Raw genomic sequence first — 24,242 nt, 5'->3', positions numbered from 1 at the left:
TTAGGACTCCTTCAGCGTGAGCAGCTCGATGCGGCTGGCGAGGGTCTCGAAGGAATCGACCGCGGCCTCGTATGAATCCAGCGTGATCTTGCGGGCCAGGATCTCCTTGCCCGAACAGTCTGATTCGAACAGGTCGATGATGAGTTCGCGGTAGATCTGGTCCGCACGGTTCTCCAGATTGTTGATCTCGAGCCACTCCGCGCGGATCGACGGCTCGATCTTCTTTAGCTTGCCCACCGCGGTGATGGCGTGCTCGGCGCACTGAATAATGATGTCGGCCATTTCGAACAGCTGCTCGTGGACCTCGCCGATCTTGTACAGCACCAGGTTGTTGCCGGCCTCGTCAATCAGGTCCACGCACGTGTCGATCTGGCCGGTCAGCTCGATGAGGTCGCCGCGATCGTAGGGGAGAATGAAGCGGGAGCCGATCTCCTGCAACACGAGGTGATTGCACGCGTCGGCGTCGTTTTCAATCTGGTGCAACGCACGGTTGAGTTCCACCCGCTGCGTGGTACCCGCGGCGACCATATCAGCCAGCGTCCGGGCCGACCGGACAAGGAAAGATGCCTGCTCGTTAAGAAGGTCCTGGACCTTGTGTTGAGTGGCAAAGCGTGACAGGAATCCAGCCATGCGGCGTACGCCTCCGAATAGGTTAACAGCTCTCAACGCCAAGGCTACGCGAGGATGAATTACTTTTCCAAGAAATGAGAAAACGGACCGTGCGTACCCGGGTATTTCGGTCAAACGACCATCTATTTCACACCGTGAGCCGCCCCGGCTGGCGTAGGTACCATGTGTGAGACTTGAGGGGCGTCAGCAGTTGTTGCACGACGTCGACCGGGGCCACGACGCCGGGCCCGACGATCGCCGAGAGGCGGACGAAAGCTGGGCCGAACGGCGAAAGCCGCACCACGGCGTCGTGAACGAAGAACGAGAAGAGGAAGATCATGCAGGAATGGCAGGAATGGATCGACGAGCTGACCGGGCCGGCCACGGCCGCGCTGGGGTCGGTCAGTGATTGGCTGTATGCCTGGATCATGATCGCCGTGCTCATGGGCGCGGGCCTGTATCTGACGTTCCGCGGGCGCGCCCTGCAGGTGCGCCGCTTTGGCGACATGCTGCGGTACGTGGGCCACTCGCGCGCCGGCTCGCAGGGCGGGATCTCGTCCTTCCAGGCGTTCGCGATGGGCATGGCCACCCGCATCGGGATCGGCAACATCACGGGCGTGGCGCTCGCGCTCATCCTGGGCGGACCGGGCGCCCTGTTCTGGATGTGGCTGGTGGCGCTCATCGGCATGGCCACCGCGTTCGCCGAGGCCACACTCGCCCAGATCTTCAAGTCCGCCCACCATGATGGCACCTTCCGCGGCGGGCCCTCCAACTACATCTTGCGCGGGGCGAAGTCGCGCGGGCTGGCGGTCGCGTTCTCGGTGGCCATGGTGTTTTCCATGTTCATCGCCATGCCGATGGTGCAGGCCAACTCGATCGCCGGCGTGCTCGACGCCTCCCAGGGCGTGCCCGCCTGGGTGACCGGCGCGGTGGTGGCGGTGCTCGCCGCCGTGGTGGTGCTGGGTGGCGTGCGCGGGGTGGCTCGCTCCACCGAGATCATCTCGCCCGCGATGGCGCTGGCATACTTGCTGGTGGCGATCATCGTGATCGTCATGAATATCGGGCGCGTCCCCGAATTTTTCACGGACGTCTTCTCCTCGGCTTTCGGGCTGAATGAGGCGCTCGCGGGCACGGCCGGCGGGGTGCTCGCCGCGCTGGTCAACGGCATGCGCCGCGGTCTGTTCTCCAACGAGGCCGGCATGGGCACCAACCCCAACGCCGCCGCCACTGCCACCGTGGCCCACCCCGTCCAGCAGGGGCTCATCCAGTCCTTCGGCGTGTTCGTAGACACCATCGTGATCTGCACCGCCACCGGCTTCATCATCATGACCGCCGGCGTGCTCGACCTCACCACCGCCATTCCCGACGACGCCGGCCACCTCACCACCACCGCTATCACCTCCACCATGGGGTCCTGGATGGCGTGGCCCGTGGCGATCATGATCTTCTTCTTCGGCTTCTCCTCCATCCTCGGCGCCTACGCATACGGCGAGGCCAACCTCGTGTTCCTGCGCGCCCCGCAGTGGGCGATCACCGTGGGCAAGGTGGCCATCGTTGTCTTCTCGTTCGTTGGCGCGGTGCTGGCGCTGACGTTCGTGTGGGCGCTCATGGACTTGGCCATGTTCGTGGTGACCGTGCTCAACCTCGTCGGCGTGCTGTCCCTGTCCGGCTGGGTCATGGCCGCGCTACGCGACTACGAGCGGCAAAAGGCGGCTATCGCCCGCGATGGGTTCGTCGAGGTGCCGGTGGGCGCTGGGGCGGGCGCTGCTGGAGCCGGGACGGCTGGCGCGCGCCGCGTGACCGAGCCCGTGTTCGTGCCCTCGCAGGCCGGCCTGCCTGGCGTGCTCGAGGGCAACGTGTGGGACGGCGCGGTGAACTCGGCCAAGGCCTACGAGTAGCCGGCACCCCGCGGGCAAAGGGAAGGGCCGCACGAGAAGGTGCGGCCCTACGCTTAGGACACCGAACCCGAGAGCGCCTGTCGGCGCTAAGGCCGCTCGTAGCGGCAAATATTTGGAGCCCGGGGCTTTCGCGATCCGGTGTCTGGCTCTAGCCTAACTCACGTTCCCCGCCCTGTCACGCCCCAAGTTACGCACGGTTTCCGCGCCCGCCACGGGCCCGTGCACGTTCTCCGCTCTTGCCTCAAAACCGCGCCACGGCGCCGTTTTCCGTGGTAAAGTCCTACTACCGGAGTTTGGGGAGATACACTTTTGGCTATGACGTCCTCTACGCAAGAGCCCGGACGCACGCCTTCGCTCCTTGATCGGCTGTTTGATCGGGAGTCCCCGGCTCGTCCTTCCACCGATGTGCGCCCGCCGTTTGTGTGGGCATCCATCGGCGCGTTCTATGCCGCCCTCATCGCGCTCGGGGCGTCGCTCGGCCCGCTCGCGGCGGTGATCGCGGTGGCGCTCGCGGCAGCCCCCCTGATTTCGGGCTGGCCGGTGCTCCTTGGCCTGACCAACCGGGCCGTCTCGCGCGTCGTCATGACGTTGACGCTGGTCGCGGGCCTGGTCGCGGCCAGCTTCGGCTCGATGCCCGGCATGATGTTGGCCGCCACCTTCGCCATCTTTGCTTCGTTCGTGGGGGAGATGATGCGCCACGACGGCCGACTCCACCTCATCGAGCACATTTCGGCGTCAGCGGGCGGGGCGATGCTGATGATCTCGGCGTCGATGTGGGTGTTCGCGGCGGGGGACTGGCACGCCACCAGCCGGGCGCTGCCGGCGGCGGGCACGTTCGTCGGGTTGCTGACCGCTATCGTCATCGCGGTGGCGGCCCTCATCCACGGCTTTGACCTCGACCACGCCAACCTCCTCGGCCTCCTCAACACCACGGTGGTGGGGCTGGTAGCGGCCTTCCTGCTGTCGGGCCCGGTGTGGGTGGGCGGCGCGATCGGCGTGTGCGTGGGGCTGGTGTTCGCCTTCATCCGCCGGTGCATGCGCACCTTCGAGCGGCCGCTGACCTGGGTGCAGGGGTATGTGAAGGCCGTGATCCCGCATTGCGCGCTGGGCATGATCGGCTACATCTTCACGCTTGTTGTGCTCTAAGCTGAGGGCATGACTTTCCGACTTCCTGAGAACCTGGCCCCGGAGAACTACCCGCTGGGCTGGCTGATTGACTCCTGGCACGGCGGCGGTGTGCTCGAATATGACAACGTGGACGCCGCGGCTTACCTCCACGAGCTCACCATTGACGCCGTGGATGGCGGCCCGTACGTGCGCCTCAATTCGCGGATTTGGCTGGCGAAGGAGCCGGCCTCGGAGGTCGACAAGGAGGCCCCCGGCCAGTGGACGTACGACCACCTGACGAAGGACGTGCTGTGGTCGGCCCAGACCGGCTACCTGCGCGTCACGCCGGACGCCCCGAAGCGGGAGGACGGCGCGGTGGAGCTCGAAGCCACGGTCGCCACACCGATGGGAATTTCCCAGCTGTGGGTGGGCCTCATCAACGGCCCGCGCCTGCAGATGGTCACCGACACGGTGATCCGCTCCGGCGCCGCGGCCGACTTTACGGCGGCGAAGTTCCTGGGCGGCAACGTCGCCTCGGATTTCTTCTACGCCTACGACATGGAGGCCTTCGGCTTCGAGATGCGCAATTACCTTGCGGGGCGGCTGTCGCGCCAGTTTGACGGCTCCGTGGACGCCCCCAGCACCGAGGAGGAGTGATGACCGACAAGAAAGACGGCCACTGGGGCATGAGCTACTTCGCGGACAAGGGAGGCAAGGCTACGGGTAAGGCCGACGGCGCCGCCCGCCCGGTCTGCGACCCCGCGGCTCCCGAATCGCCCGTCAAGGGCGCCGAGCCCGAGGGCCACTGGGGCGTGAGCTATTTTGCAAGCAAGGCGGATGAGGAGTGAGCCCGGCTCGCTCGGTCGATCTTCCTGGCGCCGTGCTGGATGAGACGCACGGCGTGCCGGCCCACTATGGCAACCCGTTTGCGGAGGAGAACCTGCTGGCCCGCGGGCGGGCCTTCACCGACCTGGGTTTCATCGAGGTCCTCGCGGTCTCCGGCCCGGACCGTGCCACGTGGCTGCACAACCTCACCACCCGTGACTTCCTGAACCTGCCCGCCGGCGAAAGCTCGGAGATGCTGCTGCTCGACCCGAACGGCCACATCTGCACCGCCGCCGGCGTCATCGACGACGGCGAGCGCACCTGGTTCTTCCTTGACCGTGGCCAGGCTGAGCCCTTCGCCGCGTTCCTCGAGTCGATGGTCTTCCGCATGCGCGTGGAGGTCGCCCGCCCGGACGTGCGGGTCTTCGGCTTCTTCGCGCCCGCCGGCGTGCCCGAGGCGATCGCCGCGCTGTCGGCCGTCGTCTGGTACGACCCCTGGCCGCGCACCCTACCCGGCGGTGCGCATTACGGCGTTCCCGACGCCGACCACCCGGCCTGCGACTCGGCGCGCGTGCTCATCGCGGCGCGGCCCGAGGAGGCGGTCATCGAGACGTTTGGGGCGGCGGGCTTCGTGCCGGCCGGCCTGCAGGCGTGGGAAGCGAAGCGGATTTCGGATTGGCGCCCGCGCCAGAACACGGAGGTGGTGCAGCGGGCCCTGCCACACGAGCTCGACTGGCTGCGCACCGCCGTCCACCTGGAGAAAGGCTGTTATCGCGGCCAAGAGACCGTGGCGAAGCTGGTCAACCTCGGCCGCCCGCCGCGGCGGCTGGCCTACCTCTACCTTGAGGGCCCGGAGGGAGAGCTGCCCGAGCCGGGAGCGGAGGTGAAGGCGGGGGAGAAGGTCGTGGGTCAGCTGACCTCGGTCGCCCGCGATTCGGAGGAGGGCCCCGTGGCCCTGGCTCTGCTCAAGCGCAACGTCCCGGAGGGCGAGCTGGCCGTTGGCGCGTTCGTCGCCGCCCAGGTACCGATCGTGGCGCGCGAGGGCAAGTCGTCGGCGTCGCCGGACGAGCGGCCGGGCGCCGGCATGCGCGCCCGGCGGTAGGTAGACCCATGGGACAGATCAACTACACCTTCTACATCCTTTTGAACGTGGTCCTGCCGGTGGCGGTGACGGGCGTGTTCGTGTGGGCCTTCATTGACGCGGTGGCCCGCCCGCCCCGCCAATTCGCGCTTGCCTCCCAGTCGAAGAACTTCTGGCTGGCCATGCTCGGCGGTGGGACGCTCGCCTACGCGGCGATGAGCTTCCTCCATATCTATCTGCCGCTGGCCGGCTTCATCCGCCTGGCCCTGTTCATCGCCGTGGTCTACTACCTCGGCCCGGAGCGCTCGAAGATGGGCCCGGGGGCCGGGCGCGGCCGCGGGCCCCAGAGGGGGAGTTGGTAGTGCGCGCGGTCATCCAGCGCGTCAAGCGGGCTTCGGTCACGATCGAGGGCCAGGTGGTGGGCCAGATAGGCCCGGGCCTGTGCGTGCTCGTGGGCGTCACTCACGGTGACGGCCCGGCCCAGATCGAGAAGACCGCCCGAAAGATCGCCCAGCTCAAGCTCTTGCGAGCCCCCGATGGCAGTGACGACCCAGCCGCCCGCGTCAGCGCCGAGGAATCCGGCGCCCCTGTGCTACTGGTCTCACAGTTCACGCTGTATGCGGACGTACGCAAAGGCCGCAAACCCAGCTGGTCCCACGCGGCCGGAGGCGAGGTGGCCGAGCCGGTCTTCGACGCGGTGGTTGATGCTGTCCGAGGCTACGGGTTACACGTGGAGACCGGATTGTTCGGCGCGATGATGGACGTCGAGCTGGTCAACGACGGCCCGTTCACCATCCTCGTGGAGGTTTAGGCGCCCGGCACCGCCGGGGGTGGCCGTTCGTGGGACGAGGTTCCCATAGGCCCGGCCGGCGGCGGGAGCCGCCCGCCGGGGAACCATACAGATTCCGGCTTTTCGCACAGGGCACAAGTCACGGGCCGTCTCACGCCTGTGGCGAAACGGCGAACGGGCGGGGCGGTGGCGTCGTTAAGGTAAATGAGGAATCGCGGGGAGATGCACGACCCCCGCGGAATTATTTGTAAGGAGTCCAACTTGTTTGAACGGTTTACGGACCGCGCTCGGCGGGTCATTGTGCTCGCTCAGGAGTCTGCGCGGAACCTCAAGCACAATTACCTCGGCACCGAGCACATTCTGCTGGGCCTCATCAAGGAAGGTGAGGGCGTGGCGGCCAAGGCGCTCGAGTCGCTGGGGATTACGTATGACGCCGTGCAGGAGCAGGTCATCGAGATCATTGGCGAGGGGCAGGAGCAGCCGTCGGGCCATATTCCGTTCACCCCGCGCGCCAAGAAGGTGCTCGAGTACGCCATGCGTGAGGGGCTCCAGCTCGGCCATTCCTACATTGGTACCGAGCACCTGCTGCTCGGCCTGTGCCGTGAGCAGGATGGCGTGGCCGCCCAGGTGCTGGTGAAGCTGGGTGCGGACCTGGGGCGGGTGCGCCAGCAGGTCACGCAGCTACTGTCTGGCTACCAGGGGAAGGAAGCCGTGGGCGTGGGAGGCGGCGGGCCGCGCGAGGGCCAGAAGGCCGGCTCCACGATCCTTGACCAGTACGGGCGCAACCTGACCCAGGCGGCGCGTGAGAACAAGCTTGACCCGGTGATTGGGCGCCACAATGAGACCCAGCGCGTGATGCAGGTGCTCTCCCGGCGCACGAAGAACAACCCCGTGCTCATCGGTGAACCCGGCGTGGGTAAGACCGCGGTGGTGGAGGGCCTGTCGCAGGCGATTGCAGCGGGCGACGTGCCGGAGACCTTGAAGGACAAGCAGCTCTACTCGCTGGACATGGGCTCGCTGGTGGCGGGTTCGCGCTACCGCGGTGACTTCGAGGAGCGGATGAAGAAGATCCTCAAGGAGATCAACACTCGCGGGGACATCATCTTGTTCATTGACGAGATCCACACGCTCGTGGGCGCGGGCGCAGCCGAGGGCGCGCTGGACGCGGCATCGTTGCTCAAGCCCATGATGGCGCGCGGCGAACTTCAGGTCATCGGTGCCACCACTCTGGATGAGTACCGCAAGTACATTGAGAAGGACGCGGCGCTCGAGCGGCGCTTCCAGCCGATCCAGGTTGAGCAGCCGTCGGTGAAGGAGACCATCGCGATCCTCGAGGGCCTGCGCGACCGTTACGAGGCCTACCACCGCGTCACGATCACGGACGAGGCGCTCGAGGCGGCCGCCACGCTCGCGGACCGTTACATCAATGACCGCTTCCTGCCGGACAAGGCGATCGACCTGATCGACGAGGCGGGCGCGCGCCTAGCGATCCGCAAGATGACCGCGCCGCCCGAGCTGCGCGAGCTGGACGAGGAGATCGGCGAAGTCAAGCGCGCGAAGGAGGCCGCGATCGACGGCCAGGACTTCGAGAAGGCCGCCGCCCTGCGTGACCAGGAGCAGCAGCTTTCTGCCAAGCGCGCCGAGCGTGAGAAGGCGTGGAAGGAGGGCGACCTCGACGTCGTGTCGGTGGTGGACGAGGACCTCATCACTGAGGTGCTGTCCATGGCCACGGGCATCCCCGTGTTCAAGCTGACCGAGGCCGAGTCCGCCAAGCTGCTGCGCATGGAGGACGAGCTACACAAGCGTGTCATCGGCCAGGATGAGGCGGTCACGGCGCTGTCGCAGGCGATCCGCCGCACGCGCGCCGGCCTCAAGGACCCGAACCGTCCCGGCGGCTCGTTCATCTTCGCTGGCCCCACCGGCGTGGGTAAGACGGAGCTGGCGAAGGCGCTCGCGGAGTTCCTGTTCGGGGACGAGGATTCGCTCATCACGCTCGACATGTCGGAGTACTCCGAGAAGCACACGGTGTCGCGCCTGTTCGGTGCGCCCCCGGGATACGTGGGCTACGAGGAGGGCGGCCAGCTGACGGAGAAGGTGCGCCGCAAGCCGTTCTCCGTGGTGCTGTTCGACGAGGTGGAGAAGGCCCACCAGGACCTCTTCAACTCCCTGCTCCAGATTCTGGAGGAGGGGCGCCTGTCCGACTCGCAGGGCCGGGTGGTGGACTTCAAGAACACCGTTATCATCATGACCACCAACCTCGGCACGAAGGACATCGCCAAGGGAGTGCAGACCGGCTTCCAGTTCGACGCCGACACCCAGACCTCGTACGAGCGTATGAAGGGCCGCGTGTCGGAGGAGCTGAAGAACCACTTCCGGCCGGAGTTCTTGAATCGTGTGGACGACATCATTGTGTTCCCGCAGCTGCAGAAGCACGAGATCCTGCAGATCGTGGACCTCATGATCGCCAAGCTCGGTGCCCGCCTGTGGGACCAGGGTATGTCGATCGTCCTGACGGACGCGGCGAAGGACCTGCTGGCCGACCAGGGCTACGACCCTGTGCTTGGCGCCCGCCCGCTACGCCGCGCCATCCAGCGCGGGATCGAGGACATGCTCTCGGAGAAGTTGCTGTTCGGCGAGTTCACCAAGGGCCAGACCATCGTGGTGGATGTGGATCACGACGCCGTCCCGAAGACCTTCACGTTCACCGGGCACGACTCGGACTACCAGCTACCGCAGGGTGTAAAGCCGGCCGCGGAGTCCGAGCAGATCGACGGGCTGGCGCAGGCCACGTCGCTGGTGCCGGAGGGTGAGGACTCCGGCGCGGGTGCGAGTGCCTCGGGCAGCGAGCAGCCTGCCGGCGAGGACGCTTCCCCGCGCGTCGGACAGGAGTAGCTGGCTTACCCGGACCAAGCGCACGAGGGCGGCCCCGCGATGATCGCGGGGCCGCCCTCGTGCGCTTGGCTACGTGTAGCTTCCTATTTGTAACGCTAATTCCCGATGTGCAACACCAATTAAACGCTTATTGCCGTTGCATATTGCGGATTGGTGTTGCACATGCGCCCAGGGGCTGCGGCGTCCAAGCGGCGGGTTAGCCGGCGAACTCCTCGGCGGTGGCGTAGGAGGTCTGCGTGCCCTTGCGGGTCACGGAGTCGGAGGCGTAGCGGATCGCGGTCTGGATCGCGGACTCCACGTCTCCATTGGCAACCAGCTCGTGGGAGAAGCACCCGATGAAGGCATCTCCAGCCCCGGTGGTGTCCACGGCGTCAACCTTCGGCGCTTCGAAAAGCCGCGCCCCGGCGTCGTTGACCCACAGCGCGCCCTTGGAGCCGAGCGTAACGATGACGTCGTGGATGCCCGCGTCGAGGAGGGCGTGGGCGGCGTTTTCGATGTCGGCGAGCGTGTCTACCGGCATGCCCGTCAGCAGTGACAGCTCGCTTTCGTTCGGCACAAAGTACGTGCAGTCCTTGACCTTCTCCAGCTCGAGGTCCGGCTGGGCGGGCGCCGGGTTGACCAGCACCGGGATGCCGTGCTCCTTGCCGAACTGGATCGCGGCGTAGACCGTCTCGAGCGGGATCTCCAGCTGCAACACGATGAGGTGGCAAGCGGAAATCTTGTGGGCGGCGTCGTCGATGTCGGCTGGGGAGAGGTGGCCGTTGGCGCCCTTGACGATGATGATCGAGTTGTGCGACTGCGGGTCCACAAAGATCGGCGCCACGCCCGAGGTGGTGTCGGTGCGGAGGACGAACTCGGTGTCGATACCGTTGCGGCGGAAGTTGTCGATCGTGTTGTCGGCGAAGACGTCGTTGCCCACGCGCGTCAGCATGAACACCTCCGAGCCGAGGCGTGCCGCGGCCACCGCCTGGTTCGCGCCCTTGCCGCCACAGCCGATGGCGAAACTGGGCGCCTCCACCGTTTCGCCCTCGCCGGGCATGCGGTCGATATACGAGATGAGGTCGACCATGTTGGATCCGATAACTGCAATGTCCATTAGTTGCGTACTCCTGTCTTCACCGTGAACTTCTTTGTTTCGCCTGCGTTGAGCATGATGAGCATGCCGCACTTCTCGGCCGCGTTGTACCCCTCAGGCCGCGATGTGCCGGGAAGTACGAAGGCTGCGACCTGTTGATCAGCATTATAGAGAAGCCACCGTGTCGCCACGGGGAAATCCTTCGAGGAGAACTCGACGAAGAAGGCGTGCCCCTCCGGGCTCCTCAGCGTGAATTCGAGGTCGTCGCCGTAGGAGGGGAGGTCGTCGGCGAAGTAGACGATCTCCGGGTCGAACTCCTTGGCGCGATCCAGGGAGTCGGCGTCGATCTTGCCCTCGAGGATCTGCTCGTTGATCTCGGTCCACCGCGGGGTGGGGGTGACGTGCGCGGGGACGGAACGGCGTAGCTGGAACGCACCCTCGGGCAGAGACTGATTCATCGTGCCGCCCTCGACGAAGGCGTAGTTCATGTGGCACATGTACTGCAACGGCATGGGCTGGTACTCGCTGAGGTTCGTCACGGACAGGGCGATCTCGAAGTCGGATGCGCCGGCTTCGAGCCGCACCGACGGCGTCGCGCGATAGTGATGCCCGAAACCGCGCACATACTCGCGCATCGAGACCACGCGGATCGCGTCGTCGTCAATCTCCAACCAGGCCTCCTGCATGGGGGCGCAGGGGAACTCGCCGTGGAGCGGGTGGTCGTCGTCGGGAGCGGGGCAACCCGCCGCGAGGAGGCCGGAGTGGAAGGCGAAACAACCGTAGATGTCCGAAATCTCGGTGGCGGGCCGCGGCTCGGAGAACATGTTCTTCATGCGCAGGCTGTGACCGTCGAAGGCGGCGTCCCAGATGATCTGGCCCATGAAGGGCAGGACCTCGACATAGCCGCGCTCGTTCGCGATCGTCAACGATGCGATGCCACTGGGGTAACGCTTGGTCGTCGCGCGCAGGTCGCCCGAGTCGATGATGGTTTGTGGGGCGGGCTCGAAAAGAGTCTCACGAAGGGGAAGGGTGTACATATTTCCTCGAATTCTGTGGTGGTAGGAGATGGTTAGGCGACGTCCGACGACGCCGACACGCGCCGCTGCCACGCGAAGTACAGGAAGACGACGGCGAAGCACACGAGCGAGACGACGAAGGCGGTCTGCATCGAGCCGGTCGAATCGGAGACGAAGCCCTGAATCACGGGGATGACAGCGCCGCCCACGATCGACATGACGATCACGGCACCGCCGGTCTCGGTGTGGCGCTTGTCCTTGATCGAATCTAGGCTGCGGGCGTAAATGGTTGCCCAGCACGGACCGAAGAGCCCCGAGGTGAGGATCGCGAAGTACACCGCCACGATCGACGGGATGAGGATGACGCCGAGCAGGGCGGCGCAGCCGGCGGCGGCGTAACCCATCAGCACCAGGTTCTCGTCGTACTTCGTCATGAGCACGTTGGCGATCACCTTGCCCAAGAAGAACGCGATGAACGCTGCCACCATGTAGTTGGAGGCGGACCGCTCGTTGAGGTTCGGATCGAGGTTGAGGGCGAGACGAATCGTGAAGGACCACACCGCGGTCTGCATGCCGACGTACATGAACTGGGTGAAGATGCCACGGCGGAACATCGTGTTGCCGGCAAGGTAGCGCAGGGTCTCGCCGATCGAGGCCTTCACCTCATGGCCGGCCACGAGCGGCTTAGCGTGTGGCATCTGAGTCAGCGCCACGAGGATCAGCAGGATTGCGAGAACGATGATGATGAATCGGTAGGGGCCGAGCGTGCGCTGGAGCATCTGCTCAGCGAGCTCGCGCTGGGCATCGGTGCCGAGGCTGCCGAACTGCTTGTGGAGGGCCTCGCCCTCGGTGAAGACCAGGTACTTGCCGAGCAGGATGCCGAAGATCGAGCCGAGCGGGTAGAAGGTCTGCGAGATATTGAGGCGGAGGGTGGCCAGGCGGCGCGGCCCGAGCATGGAGGAGTACGTGTTGCACGACGTCTCCAGGAAGGACAGGCCGGTCGCGATCGCAAACAGTGCCGCGAGGAATACCGAATACGTGGCCATGTGCGAGGCGGGGAAGAACATCGTGCACCCGATGATGTAGAAGCACAGGCCGATGAGGATGCCGCTCTTGTAGCTCCACTTGCGGATGATGCGCGACGCCGGAATCGCCAGGAGGAAGTAGCCGCCGTAGAAGGCGGACTGGACGAAGGCGGAGGCGAAGTCCGACAGGGTGAAGATGGTCTTGAACTGGGTGATGAGGATGTCGTTGAGGCTTGCGGCCGCGCCCCACATGGGGAAGCAGATTGAAACCAGGATGTACTGGAACATGGGTGTCTTGGACAGGTACCCGTCGGGCATTTGTCGTGAGGTGTCCTTGATGACACCGAAGGAGGTGTTCTTCTTCCCGATGACGTCGTTGTCGATACTCATGTCTTCTTCCTTGATGACGAGTAGTGTGTGACTTTGCCATGACGGCTATCACGTTGCGGTGCATTGAGAATAAGACGGCGCAAGGTACCTGGGAAGGGGGCGGAGGAACGAATGTTCGCGCTGAAAAACGTTGCTAGAAAGCCGAAAAGTGACAGTTTTGAGCGGGTGTAAAGCGGTGATTTGGATCAAATGGCGCGAAGTGGAACATTTGTTCCGCACGGGCTTTTAGCCTTGTCGCATGTGAAGAATTGCCGTGGCAGTCGTGTAATCGAGCACGACCCGGTTCGCGTACCCGTTCTCAAGGCAGGCGAGGATGGCGTGCATCTTGTCTCCTCCTCCAGCGATGAGGAGCTTCTGGTCCTTGGCGCGCAGGTCGGGTAGGGAGATCCCGATCGTCTTGTTGTTGATGTCGGGCAGGCAGATGCGCCCGTGCTTGTCGACAAAACGCCCGCAGATGTCGCCCACTGCGCGCCGGCCGAGCACGTCGACGTCGTGCGCGGAGAGTGTCATCTTAGGCAGGGTGGGGAGGCTGGCCCCGACTCTCCCGACCGTGAAGATCGCGATCCTCGCCCGCGCGCCGAACGCCAGAATCGGGCGGACGTGGTCTTCTTGGGCGAGGCGGTTCCTCATCGACACCGACTGGACGAACGCGGGAACGGGCAGCGTGTGGCAATGCGCGCCGAGCGAGCCGGCGAACGTGGCGACGACGCGCTGGTTTTCATCCCCACCCAAGAAACCGCCGGCGAGTTGGACGACCGTCAGATTCTGGCGGCGCGAGACCTCCAGGTGCTCGGCCACGGCACGCATGGTTCGGGACGGGGCGACGCCGATGATGTCGCCGTCGCGCACCATCTCGCCGATGGTGCGGGCGGCGGCTGCCGCAAGGGAGTTGCGCAACGAATCCTGGGTGGGAAGTGGGGGTGAGACGAGCACGACGTCGATCAGCCCATAGCGTTGCTTGAGCTTGGTGATGACGTCCTTGCTTTGGTCGCGCGGATCGATGACGCTGATGCGGATGAAACCCTGCCGCTGTGCGTAGGCGAGCATTTTTGATACGGTGGGCCGCGAAATGTGCAGGTCGCTGGCCACCTCGGCCTGGGTCTTCCCCGAGTAGTAGAGCTTGGCGGCGTTGATCGCGAGGATGTCGCGTTCGGTCAGCTCTTCGGGTGTGTTAGGCATGCTTCATTATAGGGCGCGCCCTGGTTGGCGCTAGTGGCGTGCCGACGACGCCGTCGCCCGGCTCGCGCCCGCCCGGCCCGGCATCTCGGGCGCAGTGCGCCCCGTCACAGCACCTATGAGCAAATTGACGTCACCTATGTGAAAACAAACAAATCCAATGCTACTTTGGGCTTCAGATAGTGAACTGGCCCGGCACAGCCTGGCCGAAACGTCGCCGTAGCACAACGGATGTGGTGCGGGGGCGGGTCAGGGATCTAGCTACGGATGATCGCCGGCCACGTTGGCTTGGCGTTCAGCTCACACACTCGTATATCACCTTGACAAAGGAGTCCACATGGAAATTGATATCTTCTGGCTGGTCGCCGCCTTTGGTGGTGGCGCATTTGGTGCAGCCATTGGAGGTCAGACGGCCTTTATCTTCACCGGTCTCATGTACCTGATCGGCCTCGGCGTGTACATGGCTGGTATGGATGCGAGCCCGTACATGGATTCTGTGGTGTTCGGCCCGGTCTTCGGCCCGCACATCGCATTCGCTGGTGGCGCCACGGCGGCCGCCTACGCCGCGTGGAAGGGCGCGATGCCGAAGGGGACGAACGGTAGAGATATCGTGACCCCGCTGGCGGGCCTGGGCCGTTCGGACATCCTCGTTGTCGGTGGTGTGACCGGCATGATCGGTTACATCCTGAACCTCGCCATCGCTCAAGTGCTGCCCACCCTTCGGACTGACCCGCTGCTGCACTACGGCAATGAGGCGCTCGGCTCCACTGACACGGTGGCTCTGACGATTATTATCATCGCGATTGTTACTCGTTTCGTCTTCGGTAAGACGGGCATTTTCAACAAGGTCAACGGCCTTGGCCTGCTCGAGGTTGGCGAGGGCAAGCACTGGGTGGAGCACCAGGAGAAGTGGTCGGTGACGGCCACTCACGGTCTGACCTCCGGTCTGCTGTCGGCGTTCGGCACGCTCGTGGTTGTCCAGCACTTCTTCGAGGTGTCGGGTGGCGCGATCGCGAACCACGCTCAGCTGCTCGGCTGGGCGATCTCGGCTGTCACGCTCATTTTCCTCACCTGTGGTCTGCCCACGCCGGTGACCCACCACATGACGATCCTGGCCTCGATCGCGGCGCTGCGCTTCATGCCGATCATTGCTGGCACGTCGGATCCGGCGATGTGGACCGCGGGTAACCTCGCGCTGGCCTGCATCATCGGTGGCATCTTCGGCATCCTCGGCGGTCTGCTGGGTGAGCTCCTCGCTCGTATGACGAACTCGAACGGCGACACCCACATCGATCCCCCGGCCTTCGCCATCTGGATCGGTACCACCCTCATCCACGTCACCGCTGTCATCATGTAGCGTGTGCTCCTGCCCGGCTTTCGGGCCGGGCGGGAGGGCACTGCCCCACGACGCCGTCGCCCCGGCACCCGCCCAGCACGGCAACTCTCGTCCCCAACGGCCACCTGGACACTTGGCCACCAACCCCCACCGCCACTTTTCGAACAGGGATTTTCATGCAGTACTCTTCTCCGACCAAGCTCTATGACGCCTATGTCTTTGACCAGGACGGCACGATTTACCTCGGCGACCACCTGCTACCGGGCGCGAAGCGCCTGATCGAGGGCCTGCGCAAGCTGGGCAAGCCGGTGCGTTTCCTGTCGAATAATCCCACGAAGGATCCGCAGGATTACGTGGAGAAGTTGGAGCGGCTGGGGATTCCCGCGCCCTTGAGCGAGATCGCGAACACGGTGGTGACCACCACCCGTTGGCTCAAGGCTCACTATCCGGACGCCACGGTCTTCCCGATTTCGGAGGAGCCGCTGAAGAAGGCGCTGCGTGAGGCCGGCATCAAGATGAGTGAGAACCCGGAGGAGATCGACATCGTGATCGCCTCCTACGATCGCACCTTCGATTACCGCAAGCTTCAGATCGCGTTTGACGCGATCTGGTTCCACAAGCGGGCTTTCCTTATTACGACGAACCCGGATCGTTACTGCCCGTTCCCCGGCGGGCGTGGCGAGCCGGATGCGGCCTCCATCGTGGCGGCCATTGAGGCCTGCACGGGAACGAAACTCAAGGCCAATATGGGAAAGCCGGAGCCGGCGATGCTCGAGGCGGCGCTCGGGGATCTGGATGTGGATCCCGCCAACTGCATGATGGTGGGCGACCGTCTTCACACCGACATCGGTATGGCGGTCAACACCGGGATGGCCTCCGCCCTGCTGCTGACGGGTGATAGCACGGCCGAGGAGGCCGAGGCGCTTGACCCGGCCCACCAGCCCACCTACGTCCTGGACCGCATTGATCACCTCATCCCCGACGATATCCGCGCCCAGTGGGGGTGGTCCGATTCGGATGAAGATTAACGCTTGCGCCTGACGGGTGCCCGACGACGGCGTTCCGGCTCGCGCTCGCATCCCCGGCCCGCCGCCTGTGAGCGGCTCGCCCGCCGAACCCGCAACCTAGCTTGCTCCGCCCCAAGACGGCGCACCAACAGTTACCAATCATTTAACTCAAGGAAGAGAAGATGTCTACAGCAGCAGTCAACCGCTACACCATGGGCCCCTACCTCATGGGTATTGATTTCGGTACGGAGTCGTGTCGCGTTGGTATTTTTGACACGGTCGGTTCGCCGGTGGCGTTCGCGGCCACCCCGTACACCACCACCCACCCGCACCCGGGGTGGGCGGAGCAGAGCCCGGATGACTGGTGGCAGGCGCTGATCGCCTCCACGCACCGCGTGATGGCTCGCGCGGGCATTGAGCCGCCGGAGATCGCGGGTATTTCGTATGATGCGACCACGATGACCGTGGTGCCGATGGACCAAAACGGCGAGGCGCTGCGTAACGCGATCATGTGGATGGACGTGCGCGCCACGGAGCAGGCGGCCCGCGTGGCCGATTCGGATTCGCCGGTCACCCGCTACACGGGCGGTGGCACTCTGCCGCCCACGGCCGAGTGGTACCCGTTCAAGGCGGCGTGGCTGCGCGAGAACGAGCCGGACATTTACAAGCGCGCCTACAAGCTGCTGGATGCCCCGGACTGGCTGACCTACCAGCTGACCGGCCAGTGGACCCAGAACATCAACACCGCAGCACACCGCGCCTACTACGACCGTGACAATGGTGGCTGGCCGGTGGACCTGTACGAGCAGGCCGGCGCAGGCGACGTCTTCGACAAGCTGCCCGAGCGCGTGGTGGACCTCGGCGTGCCGCTGGGCGGCCTGACCAAGCGCGCGGCGGAGGCCCTTGGCCTCATCCCGGGCACCCCGGTGGCCCAGGGTGGCGGCGACGCCTGGCACGGCCAGATCGGCCTCAACGTGCTCTCCCCGGGCAAGATGTCGCTGGTGACGGGCTCGTCCCACGTCATGTCCGGCCAGGCTGTGGAGCCGGTGTCCGGCCCGGGCTTCTTCGGAGGCTACACGGACGGTGTCGTGCCCGGTCAGTACACGGTGGAGACGTCGCTGACGTCGTCGGGATCGGTGCTGAAGTGGTTTAAGGACCAGTTCTGCCAGGACATCGAGAAGGCGGCCAACGAGATCGGCATCGGCGCCTACGACGTGATGAATACCCGTTCGAAGGATATCCCGATCGGTTGCGAGGGCCTCATCATCAACGAGTACTTCCAGGGCAATCGCACCCCGTGGTCGGACGCGAAGGCGCGCGGTGTGTTCACCGGCCTGTCGCTGTCCCACACCCGCGAGCACGTCTACCGAGCCATCCAGGAGGCGGTGTGCTACGGCGTCGAAGCGTCGATGCGTAAGCTGCGCGAGGCGGGCTTCGAGGTCCAGGAGTTCGTGGCCTGCGGTGGAGCTACGAAGTCGCGTGAGTGGACTCAGATGCACGCCGACGTCACGGGCGTGCCGATCACGCTCACGGAGGTCGGCGACGCCGTCACACTCGGCTCGTGCATCCTCGCCGCTTCCGGCGCGGGCCTGTACGACTCGGTGCAGGACGCCGCGAACCACATGGTTCACGAGCGTGAGCGCATCGAGCCGAACATGAACCGCCACGAGGAGTACAAGTTCTTCGCGGACAAGTACATCGAGCAGTACGCGGTCAACCAGGAGCACATCCACACGGTGGTTGACTACGTGGCCGGACAGCGCTGAGAGATCTGATCATGGCGAAGGCGACCCAGGAGGAGCGGCAGGCTCGCATTGTCGAGTTGATCATCGACCATGGCTCGCTGCGGGTCGATGACCTGGCCGACCTCTTCGGCGTCTCCGTCATGACCCTCTACCGCGATCTTGCGGCCCTCGAGGCCCACCAGGTCATTGCGCGCCACCGCGGCACGGTCTCCTTGCTGGTGTCCTCCATTTCGGAGGCGCCGTTCGCCTTCCGTCTCTACCAGGAGACGGAGGCGAAGGAGGCCGTGGCGCGGGAGGCGGCGCGGCTGGTCTCGCGGTACTCGTCGATTTTCGTGGACGATTCGTCCACGGCTTACCTGGCGCTTGACCACATCGGCGTTCCCGAGTCGAAGGCGTTCATCACGAACGCCTCACCCGCGGCGATCAAGATCGGGGCGGGCGAGCACCAGTCGCTGACCATGCTGGGCGGCCTGTTCGACCGGGCCTTGGATGCCTACTTCGGGCCGACCACGAACCGGCAGGTGGGCGAGCTCGCCTTCGAGACGGCGCTGATCGGCGCGGCGTCGGTCAAGGATGGCTCGATCTACCACCCCTTCAGCGAGGCGGCCCTGTTCAAGCGCGAGGTCATCGCCCGCACCGAGGTGCCGATCCTCGCGATCACCGCAGACAAGCTGAGCCGCGTGGCACTCCACCGGCTCGCTGACCTGTCAGATTTTTCGTACCTGATCATTGATGACACCGTCACGGACCAGGACCTGAACTACTTACATACGCTTACCAATGTCATTGTTGCCAACAAGGAAGGGAAGGACAATGTCTGAGCTCATTAACAAGGCACTGAAGACTGCCACCGAAACGAAGGACATCATCTTCGGTGATGATGTGAACAAGGAGGCCGGTGCCCTGTTTGCGCGCCTCTACCCGGACCAGAAGGTGCTGGTGGTGGCAGACGAGAACACCTACGGCGCAGTCGGCGACACGGTGGTGGCCTCGCTGCGTGAGGCCGGGGTGGAGTTCGCGGACGAGCCCTACATTTTCCCCGGCACCCCCACCCTGTATGGCGACTACGTCAACGTTTCCAAGCTGCGCGAGGTGATCCGCCCGTACGAGAACACGGTGGTCATGTCGCTCGGTGCGGGCACGCTCAACGACATCGCGAAGCTGGCCTCGGGCGAGCTCGGGCGCGAGTACATCAACGTGTGTACCGCGGCGTCGGTGGATGGTTTTTGCTCGTTCGGCGCGTCGATCTCGAAGGACGGCTTCAAGATCACGCGTAACTGCCCGGCCCCCGCGGGCCTGGTGATGGACATTCAGACGATGATGGAGGCCCCCTACCGCCTCACCGCCACCGGCTATGGCGACCTCATTGAGAAGATTCCAGCGGGCGCGGACTGGATCCTGTCCGACGAGCTGGGCATCGAGCCGATCGATGACTACGTGTGGAGCCTGGTGCAGGGCCCGCTCATGGATTCGCTCGGCGACCCGGAGGCCGTGCGCAACTGTGAGCACGACGCGATCGCCAAGCTCGGCGAGGGCCAGGTCATGTCTGGGCTTGCCATGCAGGCACACCAGTCTTCCCGCCCGGCGTCGGGCGCGGGCCACCAGTTCTCCCACGTGTGGGAAATGGAGGGTCACGGCCTGGATTGGGAGCCGCCGCTCAGCCACGGCAACAAGGTGGGCGTGGGCACGGTGGCCTCGCTCGCGATCTGGGAGGAGTTCTTGAAGCTGACGGAGGCTGACTTCGACGCCGAGCGCGCCGTGGCCGCGATGAAGACCCCCGAGGAGGTGGAGGCGAACGTGCGCGCCACGCTCATCCCGACCATCGCCGAGGAGGCGGTCAAGCACTCGGTGGGCAAGCTCTTGCCCGAGGATCAGCTGCGTGAGCGCATCGCGCTGCTGAAGGAAAAGTGGCCCACGATCAAGGCGCGCTGCGAGGCTCAGATCATCCCGGCCCAGCAGGCGTGGGACATGCTGAAGACCGCGGGCGCCCCCTACCACCCGGAGATGCTGAAGATCGATTGGGATCGCTTCCGCGAGACCCACTACAAGGCCCAGATGATCCGTCCACGCTACACGGTGCTCGACGTGCTCATGGACCTCGGCCTCTACGACGACGTCGTGGCCCGGCTCTTCTCACCCGAGGGCTTCTGGGGCCGTCACCCGCACCCGGACGCCGAATAGTCGGCGCCAACGCAAGAAGTAGACACGAACAACGCAAAGGAGCGTCAACATGTCAGAAGAGTATTTGGTCGGCGTTGACTTCGGTACGCTGTCGGGCCGCGCGATCGTGGTGCGCGCCTCCGACGGCGTCCAGGTGGGCACGTCGGTCAGCCACTACAAGCACGCGGTCATGGACCGCACCCTCGATGCGGGCGACGGCCAGAAGCTGCCCCCGGAGTTCGCTCTGCAAAACCCGGGCGACTACGTGGACGTGCTCACGGATGCCATTCCGGGCGCGATCAAGGACGCGGGGATTGACCCGGCCGACGTCGTCGGTGTGGGCATCGATGCCACCTCGGCCACGGTGTTTGTCACGGACGCTGAGGGCACCCCGCTGTGCGAGAAGGAAGAGTTCAAGAACAACCCGCACGCCTACGTCAAGCTGTGGAAGCACCACGGCGGGCAGGACCAGGCCGACCGCATCATTGCGCTCGCCGAGGAGCGCGGGGAGGAGTGGCTGGAGCGCTACGGCGGCATCCTGTCTTCCGAAATGCTCTTCCCGAAGATCCTGGAGACGTACGAGAAGGCGCCGGAGGTGTATGCGGCGGCGGACGTCGTCGTGAACCTGCTGGACTGGATCACGTGGAAGCTGACGGGCGAGCTGACGTTCGCGGCTTCCGATTCGGGCTACAAGCGGATGCTGACGGACGGGGAGTACCCGAGCCGGGAATTCTGTGAGGCGCTCGCACCGGGGTTTGGCCCGGTGTTCGAGGAGAAGATGAACGCGCCGATCAAGCAGTTGGGCGAGAAGGTGGGCGGCCTGTCGGCTGAGGCTGCCAAGCTCACCGGGCTGCCGGAAGGCATCGCGGTGGCGTCGGGCAATATTGACGCCCACGTCGTCGTGGCCGGCGCTAACGCGGTCAAGCCGGGGCAGATGACGGCGATCATCGGCACGTCGGGCTGCTACGTCATCAACAGCGAAGGCTACAAGCCGGTTCCCGGCGTGTTCGGCAACGTTGAGGGCGGCGCGGTCCCGGGCCTGTGGGGCATCGAGGGCGGGCAGACCGCCGTGGGCGACGTCTTCGCCTGGTTCGAGGATAACGCCGTGCCCGAGCGCTACGAGCAGGCCGCCCGCGAGGAGGGCATCTCGGTGCTCGAATACATGATGCACCGCGCGTTCGCGATGGAGATCGGCGAGCACGGCCTCATCGCCCTCGACTGGCTCAACGGCAACCGCTCGATCCTGTCCGACGCGCGCCTGTCCGGCTCGATCATCGGCATCACGCTGCAGACCCGCCCGGAGGACATCTACCGCGCCCTCATGGAGGCCACAGTGTTCGGCATCCGCGTGATCGTGGACAACTTCGAAGAGCACGGCGTACCGGTCACGGAGATCGTGGCCGCCGGCGGCCTGCTCAAGAACCACCACTTCATGCAGATGCTCGCCGACATCACGCGCCGCCCCGTCTCCGTCTCCGACGCGGAACAGACGGGCGCGCTCGGCTCGGCGATCTTCGCGGCGGTCGCGGCCGGCGTGTACGACGACGTCTACGCGGCAGCCACGGCCATGTCCCACGTGACCGAACACAAGTACGTGCCGAACGAGGACGCCTCCGATAAGTACGAGGAGCTCTACGGCATCTACCGCGAGCTGCATGACTTCTTCGGCCGGGGCGAGAACCAGATCATGCACCGCCTGAAGGACATCCGCGCCCGGGCGTTCGGAGAGTGACGATGAAGCTTTCCGAGCTTTCACCGAAGGTGCAGGAGGCCGTGGCGGCGGCTCGGCGTGAGGTGTGCGACCTTCACGCCGAGTTGCCCGCCAACGGGCTGGTGGTCTGGACGGCGGGCAACGTCTCGCAGCGTGTGGCCGGGGCGGACCTGTTCGTCATCAAACCATCCGGCGTGCGCTACGACGAGCTCACCCCCGAAAAGATGGTGGTGTGCACGCTGGACGGCAACAAGATTGAGGACGGGACGGCGGACGCCCTGTCGCCGTCGTCAGACACGGCGGCTCACGCCTACGTCTACCGGCACATGCCCGAGGTGGGCGGCGTGGTCCACACGCATTCGCCGTACGCGTGCGCGTTTGCGGCCGTGCACCGGCCCATCCCGTGTGTGCTCACGATGATGGCCGACGAGTTCGGCGGGGACGTGCCCGTGGGCCCGTTCGCGATCATCGGAGACGACTCGATCGGCCGCGGCATTGTTGCCACCCTCGCGCAGTCGCGCTCGCCGGCGGTGCTCATGGGCAACCACGGCCCGTTCACGGTGGGCAAGGACGCCACGGCGGCGGTCAAGGCCGCGGTCATGGTGGAGGAGGTGGCCAAGACCGTGGCCATCGCTGAGGGGCTCGGCACCCCGCGCTCGATCGCCCAGGAGCACATCGACTCGCTCTACGCCCGCTACCAAAACGTCTACGGGCAAGCCGACGACGCCGATGGCGCGGCTGGCGCTGTGGACGGGGCTGGCGCGGACGGCGTCGTGAAGGACGAGGCCGATGAGTGAGCTGGTTATTGCGATTGATTCGTCGACGTCGGCGTCGAAGGCCGTGGTGGTGGACGCGAGCGGGGCGGTGCTTGCCACCGGGCACGCGCCGATCGAGCTACTGACCCCGGGGATGGACCGCTACGAGCACGACCCACGCCAGTGGTGGACCTCCACCCACGCGGCGATCACCGAGGCGCTGGGCGCGCTGTCGGAGGCGGATCGGGCGCGGGTGCGCGGCATCTGCATCACGCACCAGCGCGAGTCCTTTGCGCTGGTGGACGAGGCGGGCGAAGCGCTACGGCCCGCGATACTGTGGCTGGATTCGCGCGCGGGCGCGCAGATCAAGAAGTACGGATCGCTCGAGATTCACGAGCTGTCCGGCAAGCCGGCCGACACGACGCCGGCCATCTACAAGATGGCGTGGCTGAAGGAAAACGAGCCGGAGGTGCTCGCGCGGGCTGCGAAGGTGGTGGACGTGCACGCCTACCTCGCCAAGCAGTTGGTGGGCAGGTGGGTGTCGGCGATGGGGTCGGCGGACACGCTCAACCTCATGGACATCAAGGCACAGGACTACTCAGACAAGCTACTCGAGATCGCGGGCGTGCGCCGCGACCAGATGGCCGAGCTCGCCAAGCCCACCGAAACCATCGGCGCTCTCAAGCCGGAGCTGGCCGACGAGTGGGGGCTGGGCGAGGTGGTGCTCATCGCCGGAGTTGGCGACGGGCAGGCCTCCGGGCTTGGCACCAACGCGATCGACCAGGACACGGCCTACGTCAACGTCGGCACGTCCGTGGTGTGCGGGATCCACTCGCCCGACTTCGCCTTCGACCCCTCCTACCGCACGCTACTGGCCGGGATCCCGGGCCAGTACGTGCTGGAGATCGTGCAGAATTCGGGCTCGGTGCTGCTCAACTGGTTCCGCAAGGAGCTGGGCGACCCGACGCTCGAGGGCAAGATCGACCCCGAGCTCGACGCGGCGGCCGCCAAGGTCCCGCTCGGCGCGGAGGGCCTGCTCACCGTGCCGTACTGGAACGCCGTGCAGTCCCCGTACTGGGAGCCGTTCGCGCGTGGGATCATGGTCGGTTTCGGCTCGGCCCACACCCGCGCCCACCTCTACCGCTCCCTCATGGAGGGCATTGCCCTCGAACTGCGCGAAAACATCCGCCGGGTGGAAGCCTCCACCGGGCGCACCATCCGCGAACTGCGCGCCACCGGCGGCGGCTCGCGCAACCCGCTCTGGCGCCAGATCTTCGCTGATGCCACCGGAAAACCGATCGTGGTCTCCGGAGTGGACGAGGTCAGCGCCCAGGGCGCGGCCATTATGGGCATGGTGGGTATCGGCGCCTTCCCCGACGTGGCAAGTGCCGCCGACGCCATGACCAGCTTCATCGACCGCACCGAACCCGACCTCGACGCCCACGAACGCTACGGGAAGATCGCCCAGCTCCAGCAGAAGATCTACCCCGCGCTCGCGGACTTGTTCGAGCAGGAGTAGAGGCGGCGGGTGCGGCAGGGTGCCGCACCCGCCGTTGCTCTGCCCCGCGTGAGACTGGCGGCGCGCAAGGGGGACCAGCCCTCGGGCGTTGCGCCGGGCCGGCCCACGCCACCCCCGTATCCGCA

General features: G+C 65.5%; 22 protein-coding genes. 16 read left to right on the top strand and 6 right to left on the bottom strand.

Annotated elements, in window-relative coordinates:
• Together QPC17_RS07630 and QPC17_RS07625 are read right to left on the bottom strand one after the other, a co-directional pair.
• Entirely contained in the window at positions 1–630 is a 630-nt protein-coding gene (locus QPC17_RS07630; RefSeq protein ID WP_285347189.1) for a DUF47 domain-containing protein, read from the bottom strand.
• A gap of 127 nt (positions 631–757) precedes the next feature.
• Entirely contained in the window at positions 758–949 is a 192-nt protein-coding gene (locus QPC17_RS07625) for a hypothetical protein (RefSeq protein WP_062613210.1), read from the bottom strand.
• On the opposite strand from QPC17_RS07625, the gene QPC17_RS07620 reads away from it, so the two are divergent.
• The 8 genes from QPC17_RS07620 to QPC17_RS07585 all read left to right on the top strand — a co-directional run bounded on the left by QPC17_RS07620 (position 948) and on the right by QPC17_RS07585 (position 9,202).
• The gene (locus QPC17_RS07620; RefSeq protein ID WP_068538589.1) at positions 948–2,507 is read left to right on the top strand and encodes an alanine/glycine:cation symporter family protein; all 1,560 of its coding nucleotides are present in this window, start codon (positions 948–950) and stop codon (positions 2,505–2,507) included. The genes QPC17_RS07625 and QPC17_RS07620 overlap by 2 nt on opposite strands.
• Before the next feature lie 315 nt (positions 2,508–2,822).
• Positions 2,823–3,653, top strand: a complete 831-nt coding sequence (locus QPC17_RS07615) for a hypothetical protein (protein WP_143601971.1) — start codon at positions 2,823–2,825, stop codon at positions 3,651–3,653.
• Positions 3,654–3,662: 9 nt separating this feature from the next.
• Entirely contained in the window at positions 3,663–4,271 is a 609-nt protein-coding gene (locus QPC17_RS07610) for a heme-binding beta-barrel domain-containing protein (protein ID WP_062613215.1), read from the top strand.
• Positions 4,271–4,462, top strand: a complete 192-nt coding sequence (locus QPC17_RS07605; RefSeq protein ID WP_070446268.1) for a hypothetical protein — start codon at positions 4,271–4,273, stop codon at positions 4,460–4,462. Before QPC17_RS07610 ends, QPC17_RS07605 begins: the two co-directional genes overlap by 1 nt.
• Entirely contained in the window at positions 4,459–5,541 is a 1,083-nt protein-coding gene (ygfZ, locus tag QPC17_RS07600; protein ID WP_285347188.1) for a CAF17-like 4Fe-4S cluster assembly/insertion protein YgfZ, read from the top strand. Before QPC17_RS07605 ends, ygfZ begins: the two co-directional genes overlap by 4 nt.
• Positions 5,542–5,549: 8 nt before the next feature.
• Complete coding sequence (locus tag QPC17_RS07595; protein WP_062613221.1) at positions 5,550–5,882, top strand: DUF2516 family protein; 333 nt, start codon at positions 5,550–5,552, stop codon at positions 5,880–5,882.
• Complete coding sequence (gene dtd, locus QPC17_RS07590) at positions 5,882–6,331, top strand: D-aminoacyl-tRNA deacylase (protein ID WP_285347187.1); 450 nt, start codon at positions 5,882–5,884, stop codon at positions 6,329–6,331. The genes QPC17_RS07595 and dtd overlap by 1 nt, the downstream gene beginning before the upstream one ends.
• A 240-nt stretch (positions 6,332–6,571) precedes the next feature.
• On the top strand, positions 6,572–9,202 hold the full coding sequence (locus QPC17_RS07585) for an ATP-dependent Clp protease ATP-binding subunit (protein ID WP_062613225.1): 2,631 nt from the start codon (positions 6,572–6,574) through the stop codon (positions 9,200–9,202).
• 196 nt (positions 9,203–9,398) lie between these two features.
• Here QPC17_RS07585 and rbsK read toward each other — a convergent pair whose 3' ends face one another.
• From rbsK to QPC17_RS07565, 4 genes are all read right to left on the bottom strand, one after another.
• Complete coding sequence (gene rbsK / locus QPC17_RS07580; protein WP_062613227.1) at positions 9,399–10,298, bottom strand: ribokinase; 900 nt, start codon at positions 10,296–10,298, stop codon at positions 9,399–9,401.
• Positions 10,298–11,314 (bottom strand): aldose 1-epimerase family protein, encoded by a 1,017-nt coding sequence (locus tag QPC17_RS07575; RefSeq protein WP_070447728.1) that lies wholly within the window; start codon positions 11,312–11,314, stop codon positions 10,298–10,300. Before QPC17_RS07575 ends, rbsK begins: the two co-directional genes overlap by 1 nt.
• Positions 11,315–11,346: 32 nt before the next feature.
• Positions 11,347–12,708 (bottom strand): L-fucose:H+ symporter permease, encoded by a 1,362-nt coding sequence (gene fucP, locus QPC17_RS07570; protein WP_062613230.1) that lies wholly within the window; start codon positions 12,706–12,708, stop codon positions 11,347–11,349.
• A gap of 225 nt (positions 12,709–12,933) precedes the next feature.
• Complete coding sequence (locus tag QPC17_RS07565) at positions 12,934–13,887, bottom strand: sugar-binding transcriptional regulator (protein WP_070447734.1); 954 nt, start codon at positions 13,885–13,887, stop codon at positions 12,934–12,936.
• 334 nt (positions 13,888–14,221) lie between these two features.
• Between QPC17_RS07565 and QPC17_RS07560 the strand changes: the two genes are divergently transcribed.
• The 8 genes from QPC17_RS07560 (at position 14,222) to QPC17_RS07525 (ending at position 24,117) form a co-directional block, all read left to right on the top strand.
• A complete protein-coding gene (locus QPC17_RS07560) occupies positions 14,222–15,241 on the top strand; it encodes a DUF7973 family transport facilitator (protein ID WP_062613233.1) in 1,020 nt (339 codons plus the stop codon).
• 155 nt (positions 15,242–15,396) lie between these two features.
• On the top strand, positions 15,397–16,248 hold the full coding sequence (locus QPC17_RS07555) for an HAD-IIA family hydrolase (RefSeq protein ID WP_062613234.1): 852 nt from the start codon (positions 15,397–15,399) through the stop codon (positions 16,246–16,248).
• Between the two features lie 161 nt (positions 16,249–16,409).
• Positions 16,410–17,993, top strand: a complete 1,584-nt coding sequence (locus tag QPC17_RS07550) for an FGGY-family carbohydrate kinase (RefSeq protein ID WP_285347186.1) — start codon at positions 16,410–16,412, stop codon at positions 17,991–17,993.
• A gap of 11 nt (positions 17,994–18,004) precedes the next feature.
• On the top strand, positions 18,005–18,793 hold the full coding sequence (locus QPC17_RS07545; RefSeq protein ID WP_062613236.1) for a DeoR/GlpR family DNA-binding transcription regulator: 789 nt from the start codon (positions 18,005–18,007) through the stop codon (positions 18,791–18,793).
• Positions 18,786–20,153 (top strand): sn-glycerol-1-phosphate dehydrogenase, encoded by a 1,368-nt coding sequence (locus QPC17_RS07540; protein ID WP_082661125.1) that lies wholly within the window; start codon positions 18,786–18,788, stop codon positions 20,151–20,153. Before QPC17_RS07545 ends, QPC17_RS07540 begins: the two co-directional genes overlap by 8 nt.
• Positions 20,154–20,202: 49 nt before the next feature.
• Entirely contained in the window at positions 20,203–21,864 is a 1,662-nt protein-coding gene (locus tag QPC17_RS07535) for a ribulokinase (protein WP_285347185.1), read from the top strand.
• A gap of 2 nt (positions 21,865–21,866) precedes the next feature.
• Positions 21,867–22,640 (top strand): L-ribulose-5-phosphate 4-epimerase, encoded by a 774-nt coding sequence (locus QPC17_RS07530; RefSeq protein WP_285347535.1) that lies wholly within the window; start codon positions 21,867–21,869, stop codon positions 22,638–22,640.
• The gene (locus QPC17_RS07525) at positions 22,633–24,117 is read left to right on the top strand and encodes a xylulokinase (RefSeq protein WP_285347184.1); all 1,485 of its coding nucleotides are present in this window, start codon (positions 22,633–22,635) and stop codon (positions 24,115–24,117) included. Before QPC17_RS07530 ends, QPC17_RS07525 begins: the two co-directional genes overlap by 8 nt.
• The last annotated feature ends 125 nt before the right edge of the window (positions 24,118–24,242 follow it).

This window comes from Trueperella bernardiae, from assembly GCF_030246965.1.
Classification (GTDB): domain Bacteria; phylum Actinomycetota; class Actinomycetes; order Actinomycetales; family Actinomycetaceae; genus Trueperella; species Trueperella bernardiae.
Note: the sequence above shows the minus strand (reverse complement) of the source record. Positions and strands in the feature narration are given on the sequence as shown.